Annotated in this window: 13 protein-coding genes; 6 read left to right on the top strand and 7 right to left on the bottom strand. The window is 61.8% G+C overall.

The genetic code is table 11. The features are described 5' to 3' along the window. Nucleotides 1-291: 291 nt before the first annotated feature. Both EJC49_RS22985 and EJC49_RS22990 read left to right on the top strand, forming a co-directional pair. Nucleotides 292-558, top strand: a complete 267-nt coding sequence (locus EJC49_RS22985) for a helix-turn-helix domain-containing protein (protein WP_126702270.1) — start codon at nt 292-294, stop codon at nt 556-558. 788 nt (nt 559-1346) lie between these two features. Beyond that, nucleotides 1347-2255, top strand: a complete 909-nt coding sequence (locus EJC49_RS22990) for a BRCT domain-containing protein (RefSeq protein ID WP_126702271.1) — start codon at nt 1347-1349, stop codon at nt 2253-2255. Nucleotides 2256-2273: 18 nt separating this feature from the next. On the opposite strand, the gene EJC49_RS22995 is transcribed toward EJC49_RS22990, so the two are convergent. From EJC49_RS22995 to EJC49_RS23010, 4 genes are read right to left on the bottom strand one after another with little or no spacing between them, the layout of a single operon-like run. After that, a complete protein-coding gene (locus EJC49_RS22995; RefSeq protein ID WP_170314848.1) occupies nt 2274-4262 on the bottom strand; it encodes a TniQ family protein in 1989 nt (662 codons plus the stop codon). A gap of 2 nt (nt 4263-4264) precedes the next feature. Further along, the gene (locus EJC49_RS23000; protein WP_126702273.1) at nt 4265-5317 is read right to left on the bottom strand and encodes an ATP-binding protein; all 1053 of its coding nucleotides are present in this window, start codon (nt 5315-5317) and stop codon (nt 4265-4267) included. After that, nucleotides 5310-7550 carry a hypothetical protein gene (locus tag EJC49_RS23005; RefSeq protein ID WP_126702274.1) on the bottom strand — a complete coding sequence of 747 codons (2241 nt, stop codon included), beginning with the start codon at nt 7548-7550 and terminating at the stop codon, nt 5310-5312. The genes EJC49_RS23000 and EJC49_RS23005 overlap by 8 nt, the downstream gene beginning before the upstream one ends. 57 nt (nt 7551-7607) lie before the next feature. Beyond that, entirely contained in the window at nt 7608-8261 is a 654-nt protein-coding gene (locus tag EJC49_RS23010; RefSeq protein ID WP_126702275.1) for a hypothetical protein, read from the bottom strand. A gap of 790 nt (nt 8262-9051) precedes the next feature. Here EJC49_RS23010 and EJC49_RS23015 point away from each other — a divergent pair. From EJC49_RS23015 to EJC49_RS23025, 3 genes are read left to right on the top strand one after another with little or no spacing between them, the layout of a single operon-like run. Beyond that, nucleotides 9052-11352 carry a tellurite resistance TerB family protein gene (locus EJC49_RS23015; protein ID WP_126702276.1) on the top strand — a complete coding sequence of 767 codons (2301 nt, stop codon included), beginning with the start codon at nt 9052-9054 and terminating at the stop codon, nt 11350-11352. After that, a complete protein-coding gene (locus EJC49_RS23020) occupies nt 11349-12668 on the top strand; it encodes an ATP-binding protein (protein WP_126702277.1) in 1320 nt (439 codons plus the stop codon). The genes EJC49_RS23015 and EJC49_RS23020 overlap by 4 nt, the downstream gene beginning before the upstream one ends. Continuing rightward, nucleotides 12613-14910 (top strand): DEAD/DEAH box helicase, encoded by a 2298-nt coding sequence (locus EJC49_RS23025; protein ID WP_126702278.1) that lies wholly within the window; start codon nt 12613-12615, stop codon nt 14908-14910. The genes EJC49_RS23020 and EJC49_RS23025 overlap by 56 nt, the downstream gene beginning before the upstream one ends. 25 nt (nt 14911-14935) lie before the next feature. Here the strand turns inward: EJC49_RS23025 and EJC49_RS23030 are convergent, their stop codons facing one another. Continuing rightward, the gene (locus tag EJC49_RS23030) at nt 14936-15475 is read right to left on the bottom strand and encodes a PIN domain-containing protein (RefSeq protein WP_126702279.1); all 540 of its coding nucleotides are present in this window, start codon (nt 15473-15475) and stop codon (nt 14936-14938) included. A gap of 99 nt (nt 15476-15574) precedes the next feature. Here EJC49_RS23030 and EJC49_RS23035 point away from each other — a divergent pair, with 99 nt between their 5' ends. Continuing rightward, on the top strand, nt 15575-15784 hold the full coding sequence (locus tag EJC49_RS23035) for a hypothetical protein (protein ID WP_126702280.1): 210 nt from the start codon (nt 15575-15577) through the stop codon (nt 15782-15784). Here EJC49_RS23035 and EJC49_RS23040 read toward each other — a convergent pair. Beyond that, nucleotides 15781-16236: a hypothetical protein gene (locus EJC49_RS23040; RefSeq protein ID WP_126702281.1), complete on the bottom strand. Its 456-nt coding sequence runs from the start codon at nt 16234-16236 to the stop codon at nt 15781-15783. The two genes, EJC49_RS23035 and EJC49_RS23040, sit on opposite strands and share 4 nt — an antisense overlap. Nucleotides 16237-16563: 327 nt before the next feature. Further along, on the bottom strand, nt 16564-17052 hold a 489-nt coding region (locus EJC49_RS23045; RefSeq protein ID WP_148106328.1), incomplete at its 5' end, for a DNA cytosine methyltransferase.

Raw genomic sequence — 17052 nt, forward strand, 5'->3', positions numbered from 1 at the left:
TCGACGCCGGCCAGTTCCTCCGGCAGGCTTCCATCCCGAAGCGCCTTCATGTCGGCGACGAGACAGTCCAGCTTCCGAAGGAGCCTCTCGAATGCCGGGCCGTTCCCGTCGCCACGCTTCCACTGCACGACCATGCCGGTGGCCCTCTTCCGCTACCCAAGGATTCGGCGAATCACCACGACCGCCGGAACACGCCCTGCATAAGGCGCCAAGGCGGGCGGCGTCGAGACGCCTTCACTGGCGTCGCAAGCATTCATTGGAATTTCAAGGGCGTTCGGCTAGAGGTCACGCATGCAAGCCTCCTACGACCTCCTGCGTGCGGCACGAGTCCTTCTCGACATGAGTGCGGTCGACCTTGCCAAAAAGGCCGGCGTCAGCAAACGTTCGCTCGTGCGGATCGAGGCCTGTGAGCCGGTCGGGCTGGAGACGTCCATGCGCGTGCAAAAGGCGCTGGAGCAGGAGGGCATCGAGTTCGTGCCGGAGACGGAAGCGCGAGGCCCGGGCGTATTCGTGCGCAAGGGCATCGCCCGGAAGGTCGGTTTTCAGATCGAGAACTGAAAGGGGGCTACTGGGTGCTTCGAGGTAATTGTACGGGCGGTCCCACCAAGATTGAGACAATGGCAGCAACAGCAATTCTGACAGCGCGACGCCCTGCCAAGCTGTCAACTGCCGATCGCATCCCGACTGTACGGTTGCAGGATGAGCAACGCCTAGGTCCTGCATTCCGACCGTGCGAAATGCGACGCGCCGTGGAAATGCCGGCCCACCCGCCCGTCATGAATTGTCCAGAGCTTATCAGCGTGGATGTCTGACTTGGGTCACTCAAAGCCCCCCGACCTGCGGTCGGGTGGTCCGGGCGCCCACTCGAGACGCTGTCGGGGTCGGCTACAGCGCCGATTGGTAGCGCGCCGCCCCCGACAGCTCTCATTTGCCCGTGTGAACTCACCTCCTAAGGGGTGCGAGTTGTAGGCATCCGCAAAGTTCCGCATCGACCCCTTCGGATCTGATTGAAATTGTTGACGTATTTTCTAGGACTTTATTCCACACCCAAAGTTCTGCCCCTAGAACACCCAAAGTTGTGCCCCTGGGTTAAGCCCTGAGCGGGCGAGGGGGCTGAAGGTCAAGTCCCGGCCACCACGCTGTTGCAGGAAATACGGGCTCCCATGGCAGGTATTCGTCAGACTGCCAGATTTGGTGGGCGATCTCGGGGCAGACCCAGCGGCTGTGGCCCCTCGGTGGGCGAGTTCGAAACGACAACTCTTCAAGGGCACGGTTTCCACCGCCCCACGCGCCATTTGTTTGCGGATCGCCGTCGGCTATGGTGCTCCGGGAATGGGGGGGGATTTATGACGGATTCAACGAGGAGGGCGGGCACGCTCGAACACGAAGGAGCGGCGCTCGGAAGGATTCACGCTAAGGCGAACCAGCAGAAGGCGCTCGGCTACTGGCTGGGGTTCCTGGAGGGCGTGCTAGCGAGCGAAAACGTGGAGCGCGCCGAGATGGCACCCCTGCGTGTCGAGGCCGAGCAGTTCCTCGCATTGCTGCACGACGACGACGCGGCCGAACTCATCCGAGACCTCGACACCTGGAAGGACGCGCCGGGTGAGATTTACTCCGTAATCGAGACCATTGTGGGCTACCGCTCCCGTGAGTTCGTTATCATGAACGACAAAGACGTCGTGAACGAGTTTTACGGGTTCTGCGCGGGGATCGCCTGCGACAACTCCATCACGCCTGCCGAGGTCGAACGCCTCTTGGCTCGACTAGACGCGAACACCGTCTTGCGTAGCGACAGCCGCGTTGCCTCGCTTGGAAGCGTTGCACGGAAGTCCATTGATGACGGCCGGATCACCGAGGAAGAGTCCGAGGACATCTGCCAATGGATCACCAAGCTCGTAGGAGATAGCGCGACAGATACCGGGCTGGCGACCTTCGGCAACATAGGCGTGATCGATGGGGCGTTGGAAGATCCGAGCCGGTTCTCGATACCTGACCGCATGTTCGTGCTGACGGGTAAGTTCGCGATTGGCCCCCGCAAGGTGCTGGCCGGAATGATCTCCGAGCGCGGAGGAGCTTGGAAGAACACGGTGTGCGGCGCGACCGATTATCTGGTGGTCGCCGCCGAGGCTTCGCGCGACTGGAAACACAGTCACGAGGGCACCAAGATTATCCGCGCGATGGAGCTTCGTCACAAGGGTGGCCGACCGGACCTTGTGCATGAACCTATGCTGGCGAGCGCGCTGAGCCTTCGCTAGCGTTGCGCGATAGAAGCTTCAGCCGTATCCGCTTGGCTGCGTCTGGACGGAGCGTTGAGAACGGCTTGGGTTCGCCGCCTTAAGTTTCCGCAGCGCCTTCAGTGCGGTCTCTTGGTCATATTCCCAGGCATCGTGGTTGGCGGCTTCGAAACCATCGACCGCCTCTCGTCTGTAGAAGAAAGCGCCGACTGCCTCTGGTACGAGTTCTGGCAAAATGCCTGCGAGCTTCAGGGTGGCCCTTACGCGCTTGTGATGAAGACCGGTCCGTTGGCACAGTTCGCCCAGCGCCACGTAGTCCGCGACGAACGCCGCGATGCTCTCCATCGAGACTACCGGAAGCATGCGCCTCGCGTCGTGGCTGTACTCCTCGATCAGATCGAGATGACCCTGCGCGATGAGCTTGTTGATAACCCGGTCATGCGTTCCCGGGATGAAGTTTCTCGCTTCTTCCTTCGTGAGGTGAACGCGCGTGCCGCGAGAGCGGATGAGGGCTGTCACCTCATCGGCATCGAGAAGGAGAGCCCCGTAGTCGTCCCGCCCTTGCATGCGGCCCTTCCAGGAGAGCTGTTCCGAGAAGATCATCTGGAGGACATCAGGGATCGTGCATGTCGCCGCCTTCCTCACGCCGGAAACGTCCATCTGTCTCGCCGTGGGATCAATGACATCGACCGATCCGTCGAAGATCAGCTTCCTCACGCGCTCAACTTCTGCGATCGAGAACCGGCGCTTTCCGTTCTTCCGGTCGGTATTGCCGACAGCCTTGATATGACCGTGAGCCACCATGTCGTTCAGATGCATCCGGGGGACGCCGAGCATTCTTTCCACCGCAGGAGCGGTAACCGCATCCCGGAGTTCCGCCATCAGCGAATTCACGCTTTCAGCTTCAACGAGGATACGATGGTCGAGCTTGCCGGACCGCTCGGCGGCTTCCTCGACACCGAGGCGCTTGAACAGGCGCCGAATGCTCAGCGCGTGCATCCCGGAATCGCGGGCGGCGGTCCGCACCGTATGCACCTTTCGATGTGTGGCAGTCACGCCAAGCACGTCTGTGCCGGGCTCGATAGGCACGTTCTTGAGAGCAACCTCACGGAACAGGTTGCGCGGCTTTTCCCATGCAGGGTCGCTGGCGGTCTTCTGCAGAACCCCATAGGCGTACCCGTAGGTGTCACGCAGTCCCCAGAATCCTCGCGTGGATGACTGTGCGGCCGTCAGCCTATCGAGCAGCTCGCGGATTGCGGGCTCTCCTCCGCTTGCGATCTCGTATCCCGTCTCCGCGGCTAAAGCCCAGTCGCAAGCCTCCAGCTTGGAGATCGGGAACTTCGGAGGGTGAAGGGCCGACATGCCCAGGGCCTCGCAGAACGGAGCCGCCACATAGAGCGGTAGGTCGTCCAGCCAGTTGTCATCCGAACGACACCCATCGATGCGGCCCCGGAGCCAGGACTGAAACGGTGACCGATCTGCTTCGGGAGCGTTATCCGAGTGTCGGTTCAAATCTGGAAGCAGGGCACGCATGGTCTGGTTAAAGTCGAACGGAGCGAAGGGGATGCGCTCTGGACTTGTGACGGTCAGTTGGACGCGATGCCTCTCACATGACCTGAAGTGGGCGATGGTCCATTCCAGACGCATCCAAGGCCGGCTGTGTGAGACCCCGTCGTACCGAGCCATGTCATCGACGGCACAGCGCGGGCAAAACCTGAAAAAGGTCCGGTTTACCGAGAGCCGAGGCAAAACCTCGTCCGCGACTTGGTAGTGCTGCTTCCCCTGCTCAAATGGAGTGTACCGGAGGAGCCGGTCGGCATCGGCGCTGCCAAGGATGGCAATCTTCCGGACTGTGGCCTCGTCTGCCTTGTCCAGATTCCGGTTGTAGATGGCCATGTCCCTCAACAGGTTCTTGAGGGATCGCCCGTTCACCGCCGCAAGCCTTGACGCGAAGCCGGCAGCCGTCTCCCGATGCTCGAGCGGGTAAGAGAAGCCCAGCGGCCTGACCTCGTGCGTGATGACGCGCACGGTCAGTCCGCCTCGTGTTCCAGGAACAGCCCCGGATCAAGCCGGAAGAAGTCATCGGCGAGAAAGATGTTCATTTCCGGTCTTCCGCGAGCATGAGAGCGTCCGGCGTAGGCCTGAGCGAGGTGATTCCGGGTGAGCTGGGACGAACGTCGGGCCGCCGCTTGCTGAATTCCGGCGAGCACGGTCTGCGCCACGCGACCATACCGATAGCGTGCCGCGTGCGCGATCCGCTCCGGGACGTCGCTCTGGGTCGCTCCTGTCGGGTCCATGCCCGCAGCGTTGCACATCTCCTTGGTGATCCGGATGACGAGTTCGCGTTCGTCAGGATCGGCAGGGTCCAAGTCTGGAAGGGCGAGGGGAATGTGCCGACGCTCGAACTGCTCGTCCATTTTCGCGATCTTCGTGATGTCAGGCATTCCCGACATTACGAAGCTGACTGGCCAGGCCTCGTAGTTCATGACGCCTTTCAGCGCCTTCCTCAGCTGTTCCCTGTCGTGATCGGCCTTCGTCAGGTTTACGAGATGCTGAGTCTCGTCCAAGTGGATCAGCATCACCTTCCTGAGGTGCAACTGTCCCGGAAGGATGTGCCAGACCTCGCCTTGATCGAGCTTCCTTGTGATCTCGTAGCCAATAGCTTCGAGGATCGCGAGGCCGAGAAACCTCAGCGTGGCCGGGCCCATCAGCGAATAATATACGGACGGGTGGATGGTGCCGAAGGATCTCTTGATCGGCGCGAATACCGGATGCTCAGCGATGAGTCGCTTAGAGATCGTGGTCTTGCCGGCGCCGCTTTCGCCGGTGACCACAAAAATCCGGCCGTCGTCGCGTCGTCCTTCCCGTTTCGCCAACATGTCCGTGACGAAGCCGCCGAAGCTCTTTCGCGCGACGATGTCGCGACCGCATTCGACATAAACACTCTTCGCTCGTTCCAGCACTTCCAGGACGTAACGGTCGTCTTCCGGCAGCCGCCCCGCAAGCTCAGCAAGGTAATCCTCATCGGAAAGCGCGTCGTCCCATTCCGGAGGCACGACGGTTGGGCGGCGCTTGCTATTCATCGTCGTCTCCGTCGTAGGTGTTCATGCTGCGGCTGATGCGCCTCCTGACTCTCTCCGTCGCATCATCAGCGGACGGGTCAGGACCGGACCTCGGCTGCGTCCTTCTTGTCTTTCCGATCACGCGGCCGATATCGTCGTCCTCGGACTGCTCGATTGCATGGTTGACCGCACCTAACGCGGCCCTCCCGCCCCGCTCCATGATTTTCTCCAGAGTATCGAGCGTGGCCTGCGTGACCTCGTGGGACTGCATTCCCGCGCGCCTGTGCAGGGCCTCACTGATCCTCAGGAACTCTCTGTGGGAGTCGATGCGAATCTCCCGTCCCTCAGCGGCTTCACGCTTTACGAAATCCCTCACGTCCGCGTTGCTCAAGAGAATGTGAGCCAGCGTTGTGTCCTTCTTGATGCCGCTCTGGGTGGGGATGATCAACAGCCGCCGGCCGACCTCTACGCCCTTAACCCGCCCGTCGAGATCCTCAGGGACAATGGCGTACATGACGCTCATATCTTCCGGCTCGATGCCAACCTCAATCTTGCGCTGTCCCGCGACCGTCCGGAGCCAGACCAGTTCTTCGCTGTTGTAGGCGTTGCCCAGGAGTTCGAAGCCCATCGAGCTGATCACCCTGGGCTTCCGCTTGATCATGAAGGCGTATGCCATCTGCTCGGCGGATGGCCGTGGCGGATCGCCATGCTCGGTGAGTTCCATCCACTTGTGGTACGGAGTGCGCCCTCCGAGCCCCCGATGCGGGCGAAGGTGGTAGCTATCGACAATGAACCTGACGACGAACTCGAAGAATTCGCCGACGGTCACCGCAGCGGCTTCCTCGCTGTTGTACTCGCCTTTCTCGACGACATTTGAGAACGTGCGGCCCGCGAAGTATCGGCACACCCGCTCCAGCGTGACGAAGAATTTCTCGATCGTGCCTCGCTTCCGCGGATCGGCGTCAGGTGTCAGGTGGTTCATGCCCACGAGACCGGCCGCATCCTGGAAATCATCGGCGAACTCGGCTCCTCCGTGGGTGGCGACGTCAACGGCGCGTCCGCACATGTGCCATGCAGCCTTCGCTCCGCACGCCTGGGCAAGCTCTGTCTTGTCGTGAAGGATCGTCTTGAGCGTCGATCGGCCAGTCGCCGTCGAAGGGGCGCAGTGCGAAGAGTTGAAACCCACGATGCACCGGGAAGCGCAGTCGATGGCTACCGTGAGGGTGAGCCGGATACGTGGAACCTTCTTCCGCTCTTCCGGCGTCATCGACTTCCAAACGGCAGATCGCGCCACCAGGGTATGTAGGTCGACGGTCCAGGAATCGACTTCCACGCGTGCGAGGGCCACTAAGGCCTCGATGCCCCTGCCGACCGGCGTGTACTTTCGAAGCGCGTACTCTGGGCCAAGCCTGCCCGCGTCCCGGATGAGCGGATCGATCTTGTGAATGCGTCGGCGGATCGCGTTGTGACTGACCATGAGCGGTGTAGCCCCGCCGCTGGACTTGTTCAGGTCATCAAGTTTGACCTCCACATTCTGAACGATGTCAGCGATCTTGGGTCGAAGCGTGCTGGCGTGGAGCTTGACCTCCTTCTCGATGACCGAGACGACACGTGGATCCAGCTGGTTGCGATTCCCGCAGTTCTTGTAGAGCGACTTGAGCGCGCCCACCTTACAGCCCTTGCGGATGTAAGCCCGGATCCAGTCCCGTAAGGCGGTTGGCCCCGGATGGTCGCTGGACTTGCGCACTCGGCCAGCAAGGCGGCGGCCCGGCCGCCGGCGCTCGCCGAACTTCTTGAGGTACCAGCGGTCTATCGCTTCGGCGTTTTCTGCGATGAACCGCTCGAAGTCGGCAGGCTTCCGTTTCGGTCGCCATTCCGCCTGCAGGTCGTTCATTGCAACAAGGAAGCGGACCACCCATTCCTTCTTCCATGCCAACGTCCGCAGCTGGTCCTCGCGCAGGTAGTTGAGATCCGTGTCGTCCTGCTGAGCCCTTAGGATCTGGATCGTCTTCGTGTAGTAGTTCTCCTGATGCCGGGCACGTCGGGTCTTCAGGAGGGAACGGATTTCGGCGTCGGTCTTGCTGACGTAGGAGTCCTCAGCAAAAACGCCGTCGATGACCCGCTGCAGGATGTGCGTGTCCTTGACCTTTCGCTCGACGCGAAAGGATTCGCCGTCGATCTGCAGACGGTCGTGCCTGCCGAACGTGTAACTGGGTTCCCGCCCCCGTGCGGACGCTGGATCGAACTGTTTCAAGATTGCCCCCAACCTTATGTTTTCATTCGCCTATAACGTTCCGACCTAAGAATTGGATTAACGCGATCGGTCAAATCCGACCCGGTTCAGGAGCAGCGTCTGGCCGTCCAGCCGGACATTCCTCGGGATTTCGAGGAATCCTTTCCCGACCATCGCCGTCGCTGCCCTCACCGCGCGCGTTCCCAGCCTGGTCGCAGCCGCCACCTCCGCTAGCAGAACGCGGTCCGGAAGGACTTTGAGGACGGCCTTCACCAGTCCTTCGGCCTCACGGTCGAAGTCCTTCGCGCATTCGATCACGTCGCGCGCGTTCGCGATCTGATTGGCGGTGAGGTCCGCTTCCGTGACGATCCGATATTCGTGGGCGAAGCGGTCGCCCACCTGATCGACGGTCAGCTCGATGTCCCGTTCCAATGCCCGAGTCACACCTTCCTCATATTTCAGGTAGTTCGCTTGGACGAGGCCGTTCTTCCAGAAGGTCTGGATGTCGACCCAGTTGGGGACCCGCCGACCATCTCTCACGAACGAAAGTTTCTGCTGCTCGCGGATTTCGCGGATAGACGGGTTTGCTGCGGATACGAGCAGCACCTTCTCCTCGAGGGCGCTCTCGTAGCGATACCTGCAGAGCCGGAAGGGGTCCACGAGCGTTCCGGTCTTCGACCCGATCTTCCGTTGCCAGATCGTCCGCTGAGCGACGCTGGCTTTGTAGATCACGGCAGGAGCATCCCGGCTCCCGTCACTTGCCGGAGCTTCGGTATAGACAAGGCTCTTTCACAGGTCAGGACCTCACGAACCTGTCGATCGCGCAGGCAGCTTCCGGCGAACGGCTTACCAAGGCGGAAATAGCTTTGGGAAGCGTGATGCAAAGTGTGATCGCGGCGCATTTCGAACTCCCGAGCATGTAGAGCCGCACGCCGGACATCCGGAGTGCACCGACAGCAGTCAGTCGCGATGAAGTAGCCAGATGCGCGGGTCCGCGAGGAGGCGAACCTGCCTCTTCGCAATCGCCGCGACATGGTCTGGCCACGTCAATCATCGATCAGGGAACAGTTCGAAAAGCCGGGGAGGAAATTTCCCGGCGAACATACCGGGGCTTCAGCCCTGAGCTTTGCGGCCGTCCCGCACTGCTATCGATATGATCATCATGCGCATTGCGCTTCCTCTACAGCCGCGACATTCGCGGGTTGGTTGCTTAAGCCCCGAGTCCGAAAGCTCAGGTTAATCTGATCAATAAAATTGTCTCAATATTGCGATCGATAAGGCGCCGGATGGCACGGCGTCAAATGTCCGGCGTCGTCATGGTTAACGGCGGAGCAGCGCAACGGGAGCTTAAGAGTATGGTGGTTCCGCAATTGAATCGCGCTGATCTGAAGCTAAGCGGCGGAGTGGTGTCTTAAGAAGCATGGCGCAAGAAGTGTGATGAGCAGGCGTTGTGCTTGCAAATTGGAGCTGATTGCATTCCAGTCTCTACCGATCTGCTGTGGGCGGAAGGGAAGGTGGCGCCATGGAGTGGTTGTTAATCATCGCGGCGCTCATCGGATGGCTGATTTATCGCGGTTCACGAACCCGGAAGGCGAACGCGCGCGCGGCAGCAGAACGTAGCACCAGTTCGGGAATCCTGCGCGAGCGAAAAGGCTACTCCGCAATACAGGCGGTGAGCAAGGTAAGGACTTTCAACGCCCGCTCGCCCACATCACACAGCCGTGCACCCGCGCGGTGGGTCGCGAAAGGCGAAGCGGTCAAGGTCGGCGGGTTCACCGTGCCCGGTGGCATGTTCTACCTGGGCGGAATCCTGCCAGGTCAAAGCAATGGTTCCTGCGGCAACTGCGTGGTCGATCCCGAGGCGAAGGCAGCGTCAAGCGGCGAAGACAGGGAAGGGCGTACCATGCCCTACTGGCCGTCCTATCAGTCGATCTCTCCGGTCGCCCGCAGGACTTTTCTTTCGTGGCTGGCAAGCGGGCGGGACGATCCTTCGATCGGGATCGGATACGTGTTCCTGTATTTTTACGGCCTCGAACGGCGGATGTTCGTCGACCAGGCGAAGCAGGACTCTCCGGCACTTATCGCCGAGGTTCGGCGCCTGCTCGCGGTCTATGGCGACAACGGGTCGTTCCGAGGCTATGCGTCGAAGTTTCTGGATGCCGCCGAACTGGTCAAAGGCGCCGAAATCTTTCGGCCGGCTCTCCGCCCCGACATTCGCAACGGTTACGAGATGCCGCTTTCGGTGCGGCTCCACCTTGGCAAGAAGCTGGCGGCCAAGCAGCCGCTCGACGACACCGACGCACTGCTGTGGCTGCTGTCCCTTCCCGATACCTATCTTCGTACTCCGGCCAACCGGTGCTTTGACGAGTTGACCGAACTCTGGGCCTCGCGCTTCACGGCCAGATATCCCGATGGTCTCAAGTTGAACGCGCCAAAGACCCGGCTCAAGCTTGACTACCGCGCCGCGAGCGGGGGCTTCGAAGGCCGCATCGACATCAGCGACGGAACCGTCTCCTTACCCGACATCGCGGCGATCTCCGCACCGTTGGACGGCCTCCGGGACATGCTGAACGCCTGCACGGAGGAGCTGGCACCCTACAGCCGTCTCCTCGGCAGGAACCCCGCTGCCAAAGGCACCATCGAAGCGACGTTTCTTCTGCCTCCGGAACTCCTCGCATCTCCGACTGCGATGGGGACAGCGCTCCTGACCAGGATCGAGCAGATGTTCGGCGACCGCAAAGTCGCCGGCGTCCGGGTCACGCAGCTCGCGAAAGCCCTCTCGCTCGACGTGGAGGCTGGCGGAAAGCTGCCCTCCGGCCTGTGCAATCAGATCGGGGCCTTCCTGGACCGGATCGACGTCGGGATGGAGCCGGATCGGAGATACGGCTCGCGAAACCTCAAGGCCGACGGATATGTCCTGCTGTTCAGGGCGCCGGGAGGTGCCAAGGTCGACGCGGATGCCCCTGCATATGTGGCTGCGAAAGCCATGGTGGACGTCGCCGTACTGGCTGCTGCCGCCGACGGCAACATCGAGGCGACCGAGTACGAGTCCATCAAGGCGGAAATCCGCGCCATGCCGGGTCTGGGCGGCATCGAACGTGCCCGCCTGATCGCGTACGCAAGCACCCTCCTGAAGGATGCCCCCGGTCAGCAAGGCGCCCTCAACAAGATGAAGCAACTCGCCAAGCCAGCCCGGGAGGCGGTCGCAAGGTCTGCGACCGCTGCGATTCTCGCCGACGGCCATGCGGGTCCTGATGAGGTGAAGTTCCTCGAACGGCTGTATCGGACATTGGGCTTCCCGGCCGAAGGCGTGTACGCCACGCTGCACCGAGGTTCGGTCGTGATCGATGAACCCGTTGCCGTCGCATCCGAACAACGCGCGCCCGGCATTCGCATTCCGCCGCCCCCGGTTGAGGCGGGCCCGGTGCAAGGGGTCAAGATCGATCATGACCGCCTTGAGCGGCTCCGGTCGGAAACCGCCGCAGTGTCAGACCTTCTCGCTGGCATCTTCGTAGAAGAACCACCTGCACCTGCTCCAGAGCAGGTGGCTCCGGCGGATGTCGGCGGGAACGTTACGCGGTTCCCGGGGCTCGACGCGGCGCATTCGGCGTTGCTCGGTCGACTGCTTGCGGGCGACGGCCTGGATCGGGCGGAACTTGATGACATCGCCAAGGACCTCCGTCTGTTGCCTGACGGGGCGATCGAACGGATAAATGACTGGGGCTTCGATCGGTTCGATGAAGCCCTGATCGAGGAAGACGACCGCGTGACGATACCCGATCATCTCCGTGAGGCATTGCGAGAGGTAGAAGCAGCAGAATGACCAGGGCCACTCCCATCAAGCCACGAGACCGCGACGTCATCCTTCAGGCGCTCGCAGCCGGAGTGGTGCCGAGGACCGGATTGAGACACGTGCAGGTCGGCCGGGCGGCCGAGGTCGGGGCTCTCGTGAGGGACATCGATCGTCTCGCCGATGGCGGAGCAGCGATCCGCTTCGTCATAGGCGAGTACGGCGCCGGAAAGACCTTCTTCCTGAACCTGGTCCGCCTCATCGCTCTCGAGCGCAAGTGCGTCACGATCCATGCGGACCTTGCGCCGGACCGCCGCATTCACGCGTCGGCAGGACAGGCTAGGGGCCTCTACGCCGAGGCAGTCAGGAACATGGCGACCCGGACCAAGCCCGACGGCGGAGCATTGGCCAGTGTGGTCGAGCGTTTTGTCACCGACTGCATGAACGAGGCCAGTCAGAAGGCGCGGCCCGTCGAGGCTGTTATCGACGAGCGGCTGGCGCACCTGCAGGAACATGTCGGCGGCTACGACTACGCCACCGTGCTGAAGGCCTACTGGCGGGGAAGCGAGGACGGAGACGAGGTTCTCAAGGCGTCCGCGCTGAGATGGCTGCGCGGCGAGTTCTCCACCAAGACGGAGGCGCGCCAGTCGTTGGGAGTGCGCAACATCATCGACGACGACGGTGTCTACGACGCGTTGAAGCTCCTGGCGGCCTTCGTGAAGCTCGCCGGGTATTCCGGACTGCTGGTCGTCTTCGACGAAATGGTGAACCTCTACAAGCTTCAGAGCAGCCAGGCCCGGAACCAGAATTTCGAGCAGATCCTGCGGATGTTGAACGACGTGCTGCAGGGCAATTTCGGAGGGATCGGATTCGTGTTCGGCGGAACGCCCGAGTTCCTCATGGACACGCGCCGCGGGCTGTACAGCTATGCGGCGCTTCAGTCCCGCCTTTCCGAGAACGCCTTCGCGCAGGGCGGTCTGGTTGATCTTTCCGGCCCGGTGCTGCGGCTTCAGAGCCTCACGCCCGAAGACCTGATGATCCTGCTGTCGAACATCCGACTTGTCTTCGCATCCGGCGATCCGGCTGCCCATCTGGTGCCTGATGAAGCGCTTCCCGCCTTCATGGACCACTGCAACCGCCACGTCGGCGAGGCATATTTCCGCACCCCTCGGAACACGATCAAGGCGTTCGTTCAGTTCCTTGCGGTTCTCGAGCAGAACCCGGGCACGCAGTGGCACGACTTGGTGGCACGGGTCGAGATCGCTCCGGATGCAGAGGCCGGCGGGCAGGGGGATGCAGATCAGACGGGCGACGGCGGGGACGACGAACTTGCCTCAATCCGGCTCTGACACGACCGGGTTCGACAGGCTGCACCCTGAAATCCGGCGCTGGATATGGGAGCAGAAGTGGGAAGAACTGCGGGACGTCCAGGACCGAGCGATCTCCGCGGTCCTCGACACGGAGGCGGACGTTCTGATCGCTGCCTCGACAGCTGCGGGCAAGACCGAGGCGGCGTTCCTGCCCGTGCTAACGAAGGTCGCCGATCGGAAGGGCAGTGGCTTCTCGGTTCTGTACGTCAGCCCGTTGAAGGCCCTGATCAACGACCAATTCCGGCGGCTTGATCAACTGGCCGAGCGACTGGAGATCGACACCGTCCGCTGGCACGGCGACGCACCGCAGTCGGCGAAGCAGCGCGCCCGGCGTGATCCCCGCGGAGTGGTCCTCATCACGCCGGAGTCCATCGAAGCCATGCTGATCCGGCGCCCCGGGGACGCGAAGGCCATGTTGGGGTCGCTCGACTTTATCGTCATCGACGAGCTGCACGCCTTCCTCAAGGGACCGCGCGGACTCCACTTGGCTAGCCTCCTGCGCCGGATCGATGCCCTCTCCGCCCAGCCCGCGCGACGGATCGGGCTGTCGGCAACAATAGGCGACCTTGCCGTCGCCGCTCGCTGGCTCAATCCTGGTCAGGCGGAGGACGTGAGGGTGGTGGAGTCGTCAGCGGACTCCCCGGAACTCCGGCTGCAGGTCAGGGCATACAGCGACCCCGAAGAGGTGGAGGATGCCGACGGGCTCGAGGCCGACGAACGGCAGGTCGCGCTGGACCTGATCGCCGACCACATGTTCTCGGTCCTCAGGGGAGCGAACAACCTGGTGTTCGCGGGGTCGCGAAAGCGGGTGGAGGCGCTTGCGGACCGCCTTCGCACGAGATCGGAAAAGGTCTCGGTTCCGAACGAGTTCTATCCCCATCACGGCAGCCTCTCCAAGGAGCTTCGCGAAGAACTGGAAGATCGATTGAAGAAGGGCGACCTGCCGACGACGGGTGTCGCAACCACGACGCTCGAACTGGGCATCGACATCGGGTCTATTAAGTCGGTGGCGCAGGTGGGCGCGCCGCGATCGCTTTCTTCCCTGCGACAGCGCCTCGGACGAAGCGGCAGAAGACGTGGCGTTCCCGCCGTCCTCAGGATCTATGTGCGGGAGCGCCTTCTGGGCAAGGGGTCCGACCCGGTGGACCATCTGCGCCTTGAGACCGTGCGGGCAGTCGCGGCCGTTCGCCTTCTGGTGGAACGCTTCGTCGAGCCGCCGTCGATCGATGCGGCGATCGCCACCGTAGCGCTGCATCAGACCCTTTCGGTGATCGCGCAGGAAGGGGGAGCCAGGGCGGGCACGCTCTACCAGATCCTCTGCTCGTCCGGCCCGCTATCGTCGCTGACGAAAGCCGACTACGCCCAGCTGCTGCGCGGCATGGCCTCCGCGGAACATCGGCTGGTCGAGCAGGCTCCGGACGGAACGATCATGCTGGGCGAACAGGGCGAAAGGCTCACCGCTTCACGTGACTTCTACGCGATCTTCTCGACCGACGAAGAGTGGCGTCTGGTTTCCTCAGGACGCACGCTCGGGACCATTCCGATGTCCAACCCTGTCGGCGTCGGCGTCGTCATTGCCTTCGCCGGACGGCGCTGGCGGATCGAAGCAGTGGATGACCGCGGCAAGGTTCTCGAGGTTGTACATCACCGCTCAGGGAGGATTCCCAAGTTCGACAACGTCATGAACGAACCCGTGCATGATCGGCTCTCGGCGGAGATGAGGGCAGTCCTGCAAGACATGTCTGTGCCCGGCTTCCTAGACGATGCGGCGAAGGAGTATCTGTCAGAGGGCAGGGCAGCTTTCCGACAACTCGGGCTTGATGCCGGGAGCCTGGTTCCCGCAGGCAAGGACACGCACGTGTTCACCTGGCACGGCACCGACGTGAATGCAGTTCTCGGGTTCGCCTTCGCCTCGGCAGGCCTCGACTGCGCAATCCTCGACGTTGGCGTGACCGTCCTGGATACCCAGCCGGACGTGGTGCAGGCCATCATGAGGCAGATCGCGGATCGGCCACCTGATATCGATCAGGTCGCCGACTTCGTCGAGAACCTCCAGTCGGCGAAATTCGACGAGATGGTGCCGGAACAGCTGCTCCGATCATTGTGGGGACGTAGCCGCCATGACGTGGCTGAACGCGTCGCATCAGCGGTTCGCGCTGTGGTCGCTGACTTTAACGACACGACCAATGGAAAACCGGATGCGCCAACCAGGCGAGGCTAGCAGTGAAACCGCCATTGCCCAGAAGCTAAGCCACCGCCGACTTTTGGATGCGTTCATTTCGATTGCTGGCCAGGGGAGCGTCTCCTTCCGCTGATGCAGTATGCCAAGTCGATGTCCTCGGATCATAGATCCCGGGCAACGGGAAAACGTCATTGATCCGCACGAAGTCGGAGGGATTCGCGGTTGCCAGTAGGGCACCGTACCGGACAGCCGTAGCGGCGATTGCAAGGTCTTGGCCTGGTTTCGGCCGCTTGGCTTTCGGATTGGGGGCCCACAGGAACTCGAGCGCCGGAACCATGGTCATAACCGCGTACGTTCGCGCTGTCTCGGCGTCCATTGGCAAGAAAATGATATCCGACTCGAGGATGTCGCTGAGCCAAGCTCTCAGTCCGCTTGCCTTCTCTGGAGCGTGCGTAGACACGTTCTCGATCCCCCGCTGTATTTCCAGTACGGCGCTGAACGAGATCGCCAACGGTTCGCGGACATGCGTGATCCATTCCAGAAGCTCCCTGTTGGGCTTCTTTCGGCTCAGCTCGCTTACGATGTTTGTATCGAGAAGAAACATGCGCCTGGCCCCTTTCCCGGCGCGATACGGGAGCCCAAATGGTAGTTTGAAAAAGACCGGCGATCCGTTAACGCTGGCGGCCAGAGCCGGAGGACACGAATGGCAAGTGGGCAAGCCGCGAGGGTGTGGTCCGCAGTCGAAGCTCGCGACAAGTTCGACCGGCTGCTGGCGGCTGCCGAGAATCTGCCGCAGTACATCGAGGGAAATGGCCGACTTTTCGTGGTGACGGTATTGCCGGGAGGTATGCCGGCGCGCGAGGTATTGGCGCGCGGCGGTCCTCTGGAGGAGGATGATCGATACGAGCGCTAGGCTGATTGCTCGCTTGCCGGAACCGCGTCATCCTGCTCGCGGTCGTATCGATATCGCCCGGTCGCCGTTTCGCACGTGCCGAGATCCTCCCGAAGTGCGGCTCTCCCTTCAGAGTGGTCGTCGCACCGCGTGGCAGTCCAAGGTCCACCGCGCATGCGTCCAGGACTTCCGCAGGTTTCGCAGACGATTGTGGAGCGAGACTCCGCGACGTACTCCCGGATAGCAATCGCATCGTCGATCTCCGAAGTTGCGCCGACAAGTGAGTAGTCGAGACGCAGCGAACCATACTTCTCGGAAATGGCATCGAGCTTGAAGCCGCCCTCGGTGGGCATAATCCTATCGACGTCCTCAAGGAACTTTTGGACAACTCCGGACCAGCCGCTACCGCACTGAGCGCCGAGCGACGGTGAGAGAAGCCGGGAGTGTGGCCCCCTAGACAGTTCGAGTATCATGCAGCTCTCCGTTGCAAAGTTTGTAGGGTTCAGCGTTAAAGCGCCGGGTTCCCGTCGATCCGTTCGCCTTGCGAGATTGGATGAATTCGATTCAGCGGTCGCTGCCAATCATGAGGCACGTCAGGATTCCAGTGGCATCAGCCCTCGTGTCGACGCCGATGCGGTTGTTCCGCACCTGCGGGACTTCGTCGGGGGTATGCCTCTGGAATATGAGTTTCGGCATCGGCTGCGGATGATCCAGGAAACCCTCGCGGATCCCGCGTGAACGTAGGCGTCGTCGTCGTCTTCGATCATCGACGCTGCAGGACCGAGGAGAGAGGGCTGAACTCACCAGACATCCTCAAGCTGCGGCGATCCACGGGACTGAATGCGCACCGTAGCCAGCGGTCCGGGATGTGTACCAAGCAACGGTCGTCGCAGAGCCTTGTTATAGTCGAACTCGACGTGGGCTAAGGCACTATAGATCGCAAGCCCGATCGCTCTGGCCATGACCGGTGGCAGCGCGTTTGCGATCTGCCGCTTGATTGAGGGTTTCGCCCCTTCAAATTCCCAGTCATCCGGAAATCCTTGGAGCCTCGCTCCCATGCGCATCGTGAACTGGATCGGACCTTTGTGGTCCGGAGAAGGGGCTTCCTCCGCCAATCCGATAGGGTCGATGCCAAGATCGTTCCACGCTGGGATCTGCAGGTGGCTTGTGAAGGACTGACGACCGCCATCAACGCACCCCACTACAGTTGGCCCGATCTTGTTGGCAAAGGTGACGTCCCTGGACGTGGTGTAGCTGGGTAGCGCGGTGGTCATCGGCGCTTTCCGGTA

Origin of the sequence: Aquibium carbonis, assembly GCF_003970795.1 — a bacterium.
Taxonomy (GTDB): Bacteria; Pseudomonadota; Alphaproteobacteria; order Rhizobiales; family Rhizobiaceae; genus Aquibium; species Aquibium carbonis.

What these genes read in the sequence shown, in the direction of transcription:
- EJC49_RS22985 (WP_126702270.1), top strand. Translation starts at nt 292, where the DNA reads ATGCAAGCCTCCTACGACCTCCTGCGTGCGGCACGAGTCCTTCTCGAC.
- EJC49_RS23040 (WP_126702281.1), bottom strand. Translation starts at nt 16,236, where the DNA reads ATGATACTCGAACTGTCTAGGGGGCCACACTCCCGGCTTCTCTCACCG.
- EJC49_RS23035 (WP_126702280.1), top strand. Translation starts at nt 15,575, where the DNA reads ATGGCAAGTGGGCAAGCCGCGAGGGTGTGGTCCGCAGTCGAAGCTCGC.
- EJC49_RS23030 (WP_126702279.1), bottom strand. Translation starts at nt 15,475, where the DNA reads ATGTTTCTTCTCGATACAAACATCGTAAGCGAGCTGAGCCGAAAGAAG.
- EJC49_RS23020 (WP_126702277.1), top strand. Translation starts at nt 11,349, where the DNA reads ATGACCAGGGCCACTCCCATCAAGCCACGAGACCGCGACGTCATCCTT.
- EJC49_RS22990 (WP_126702271.1), top strand. Translation starts at nt 1,347, where the DNA reads ATGACGGATTCAACGAGGAGGGCGGGCACGCTCGAACACGAAGGAGCG.
- EJC49_RS23015 (WP_126702276.1), top strand. Translation starts at nt 9,052, where the DNA reads ATGGAGTGGTTGTTAATCATCGCGGCGCTCATCGGATGGCTGATTTAT.
- EJC49_RS23025 (WP_126702278.1), top strand. Translation starts at nt 12,613, where the DNA reads ATGCAGATCAGACGGGCGACGGCGGGGACGACGAACTTGCCTCAATCC.
- EJC49_RS23000 (WP_126702273.1), bottom strand. Translation starts at nt 5,317, where the DNA reads ATGAATAGCAAGCGCCGCCCAACCGTCGTGCCTCCGGAATGGGACGAC.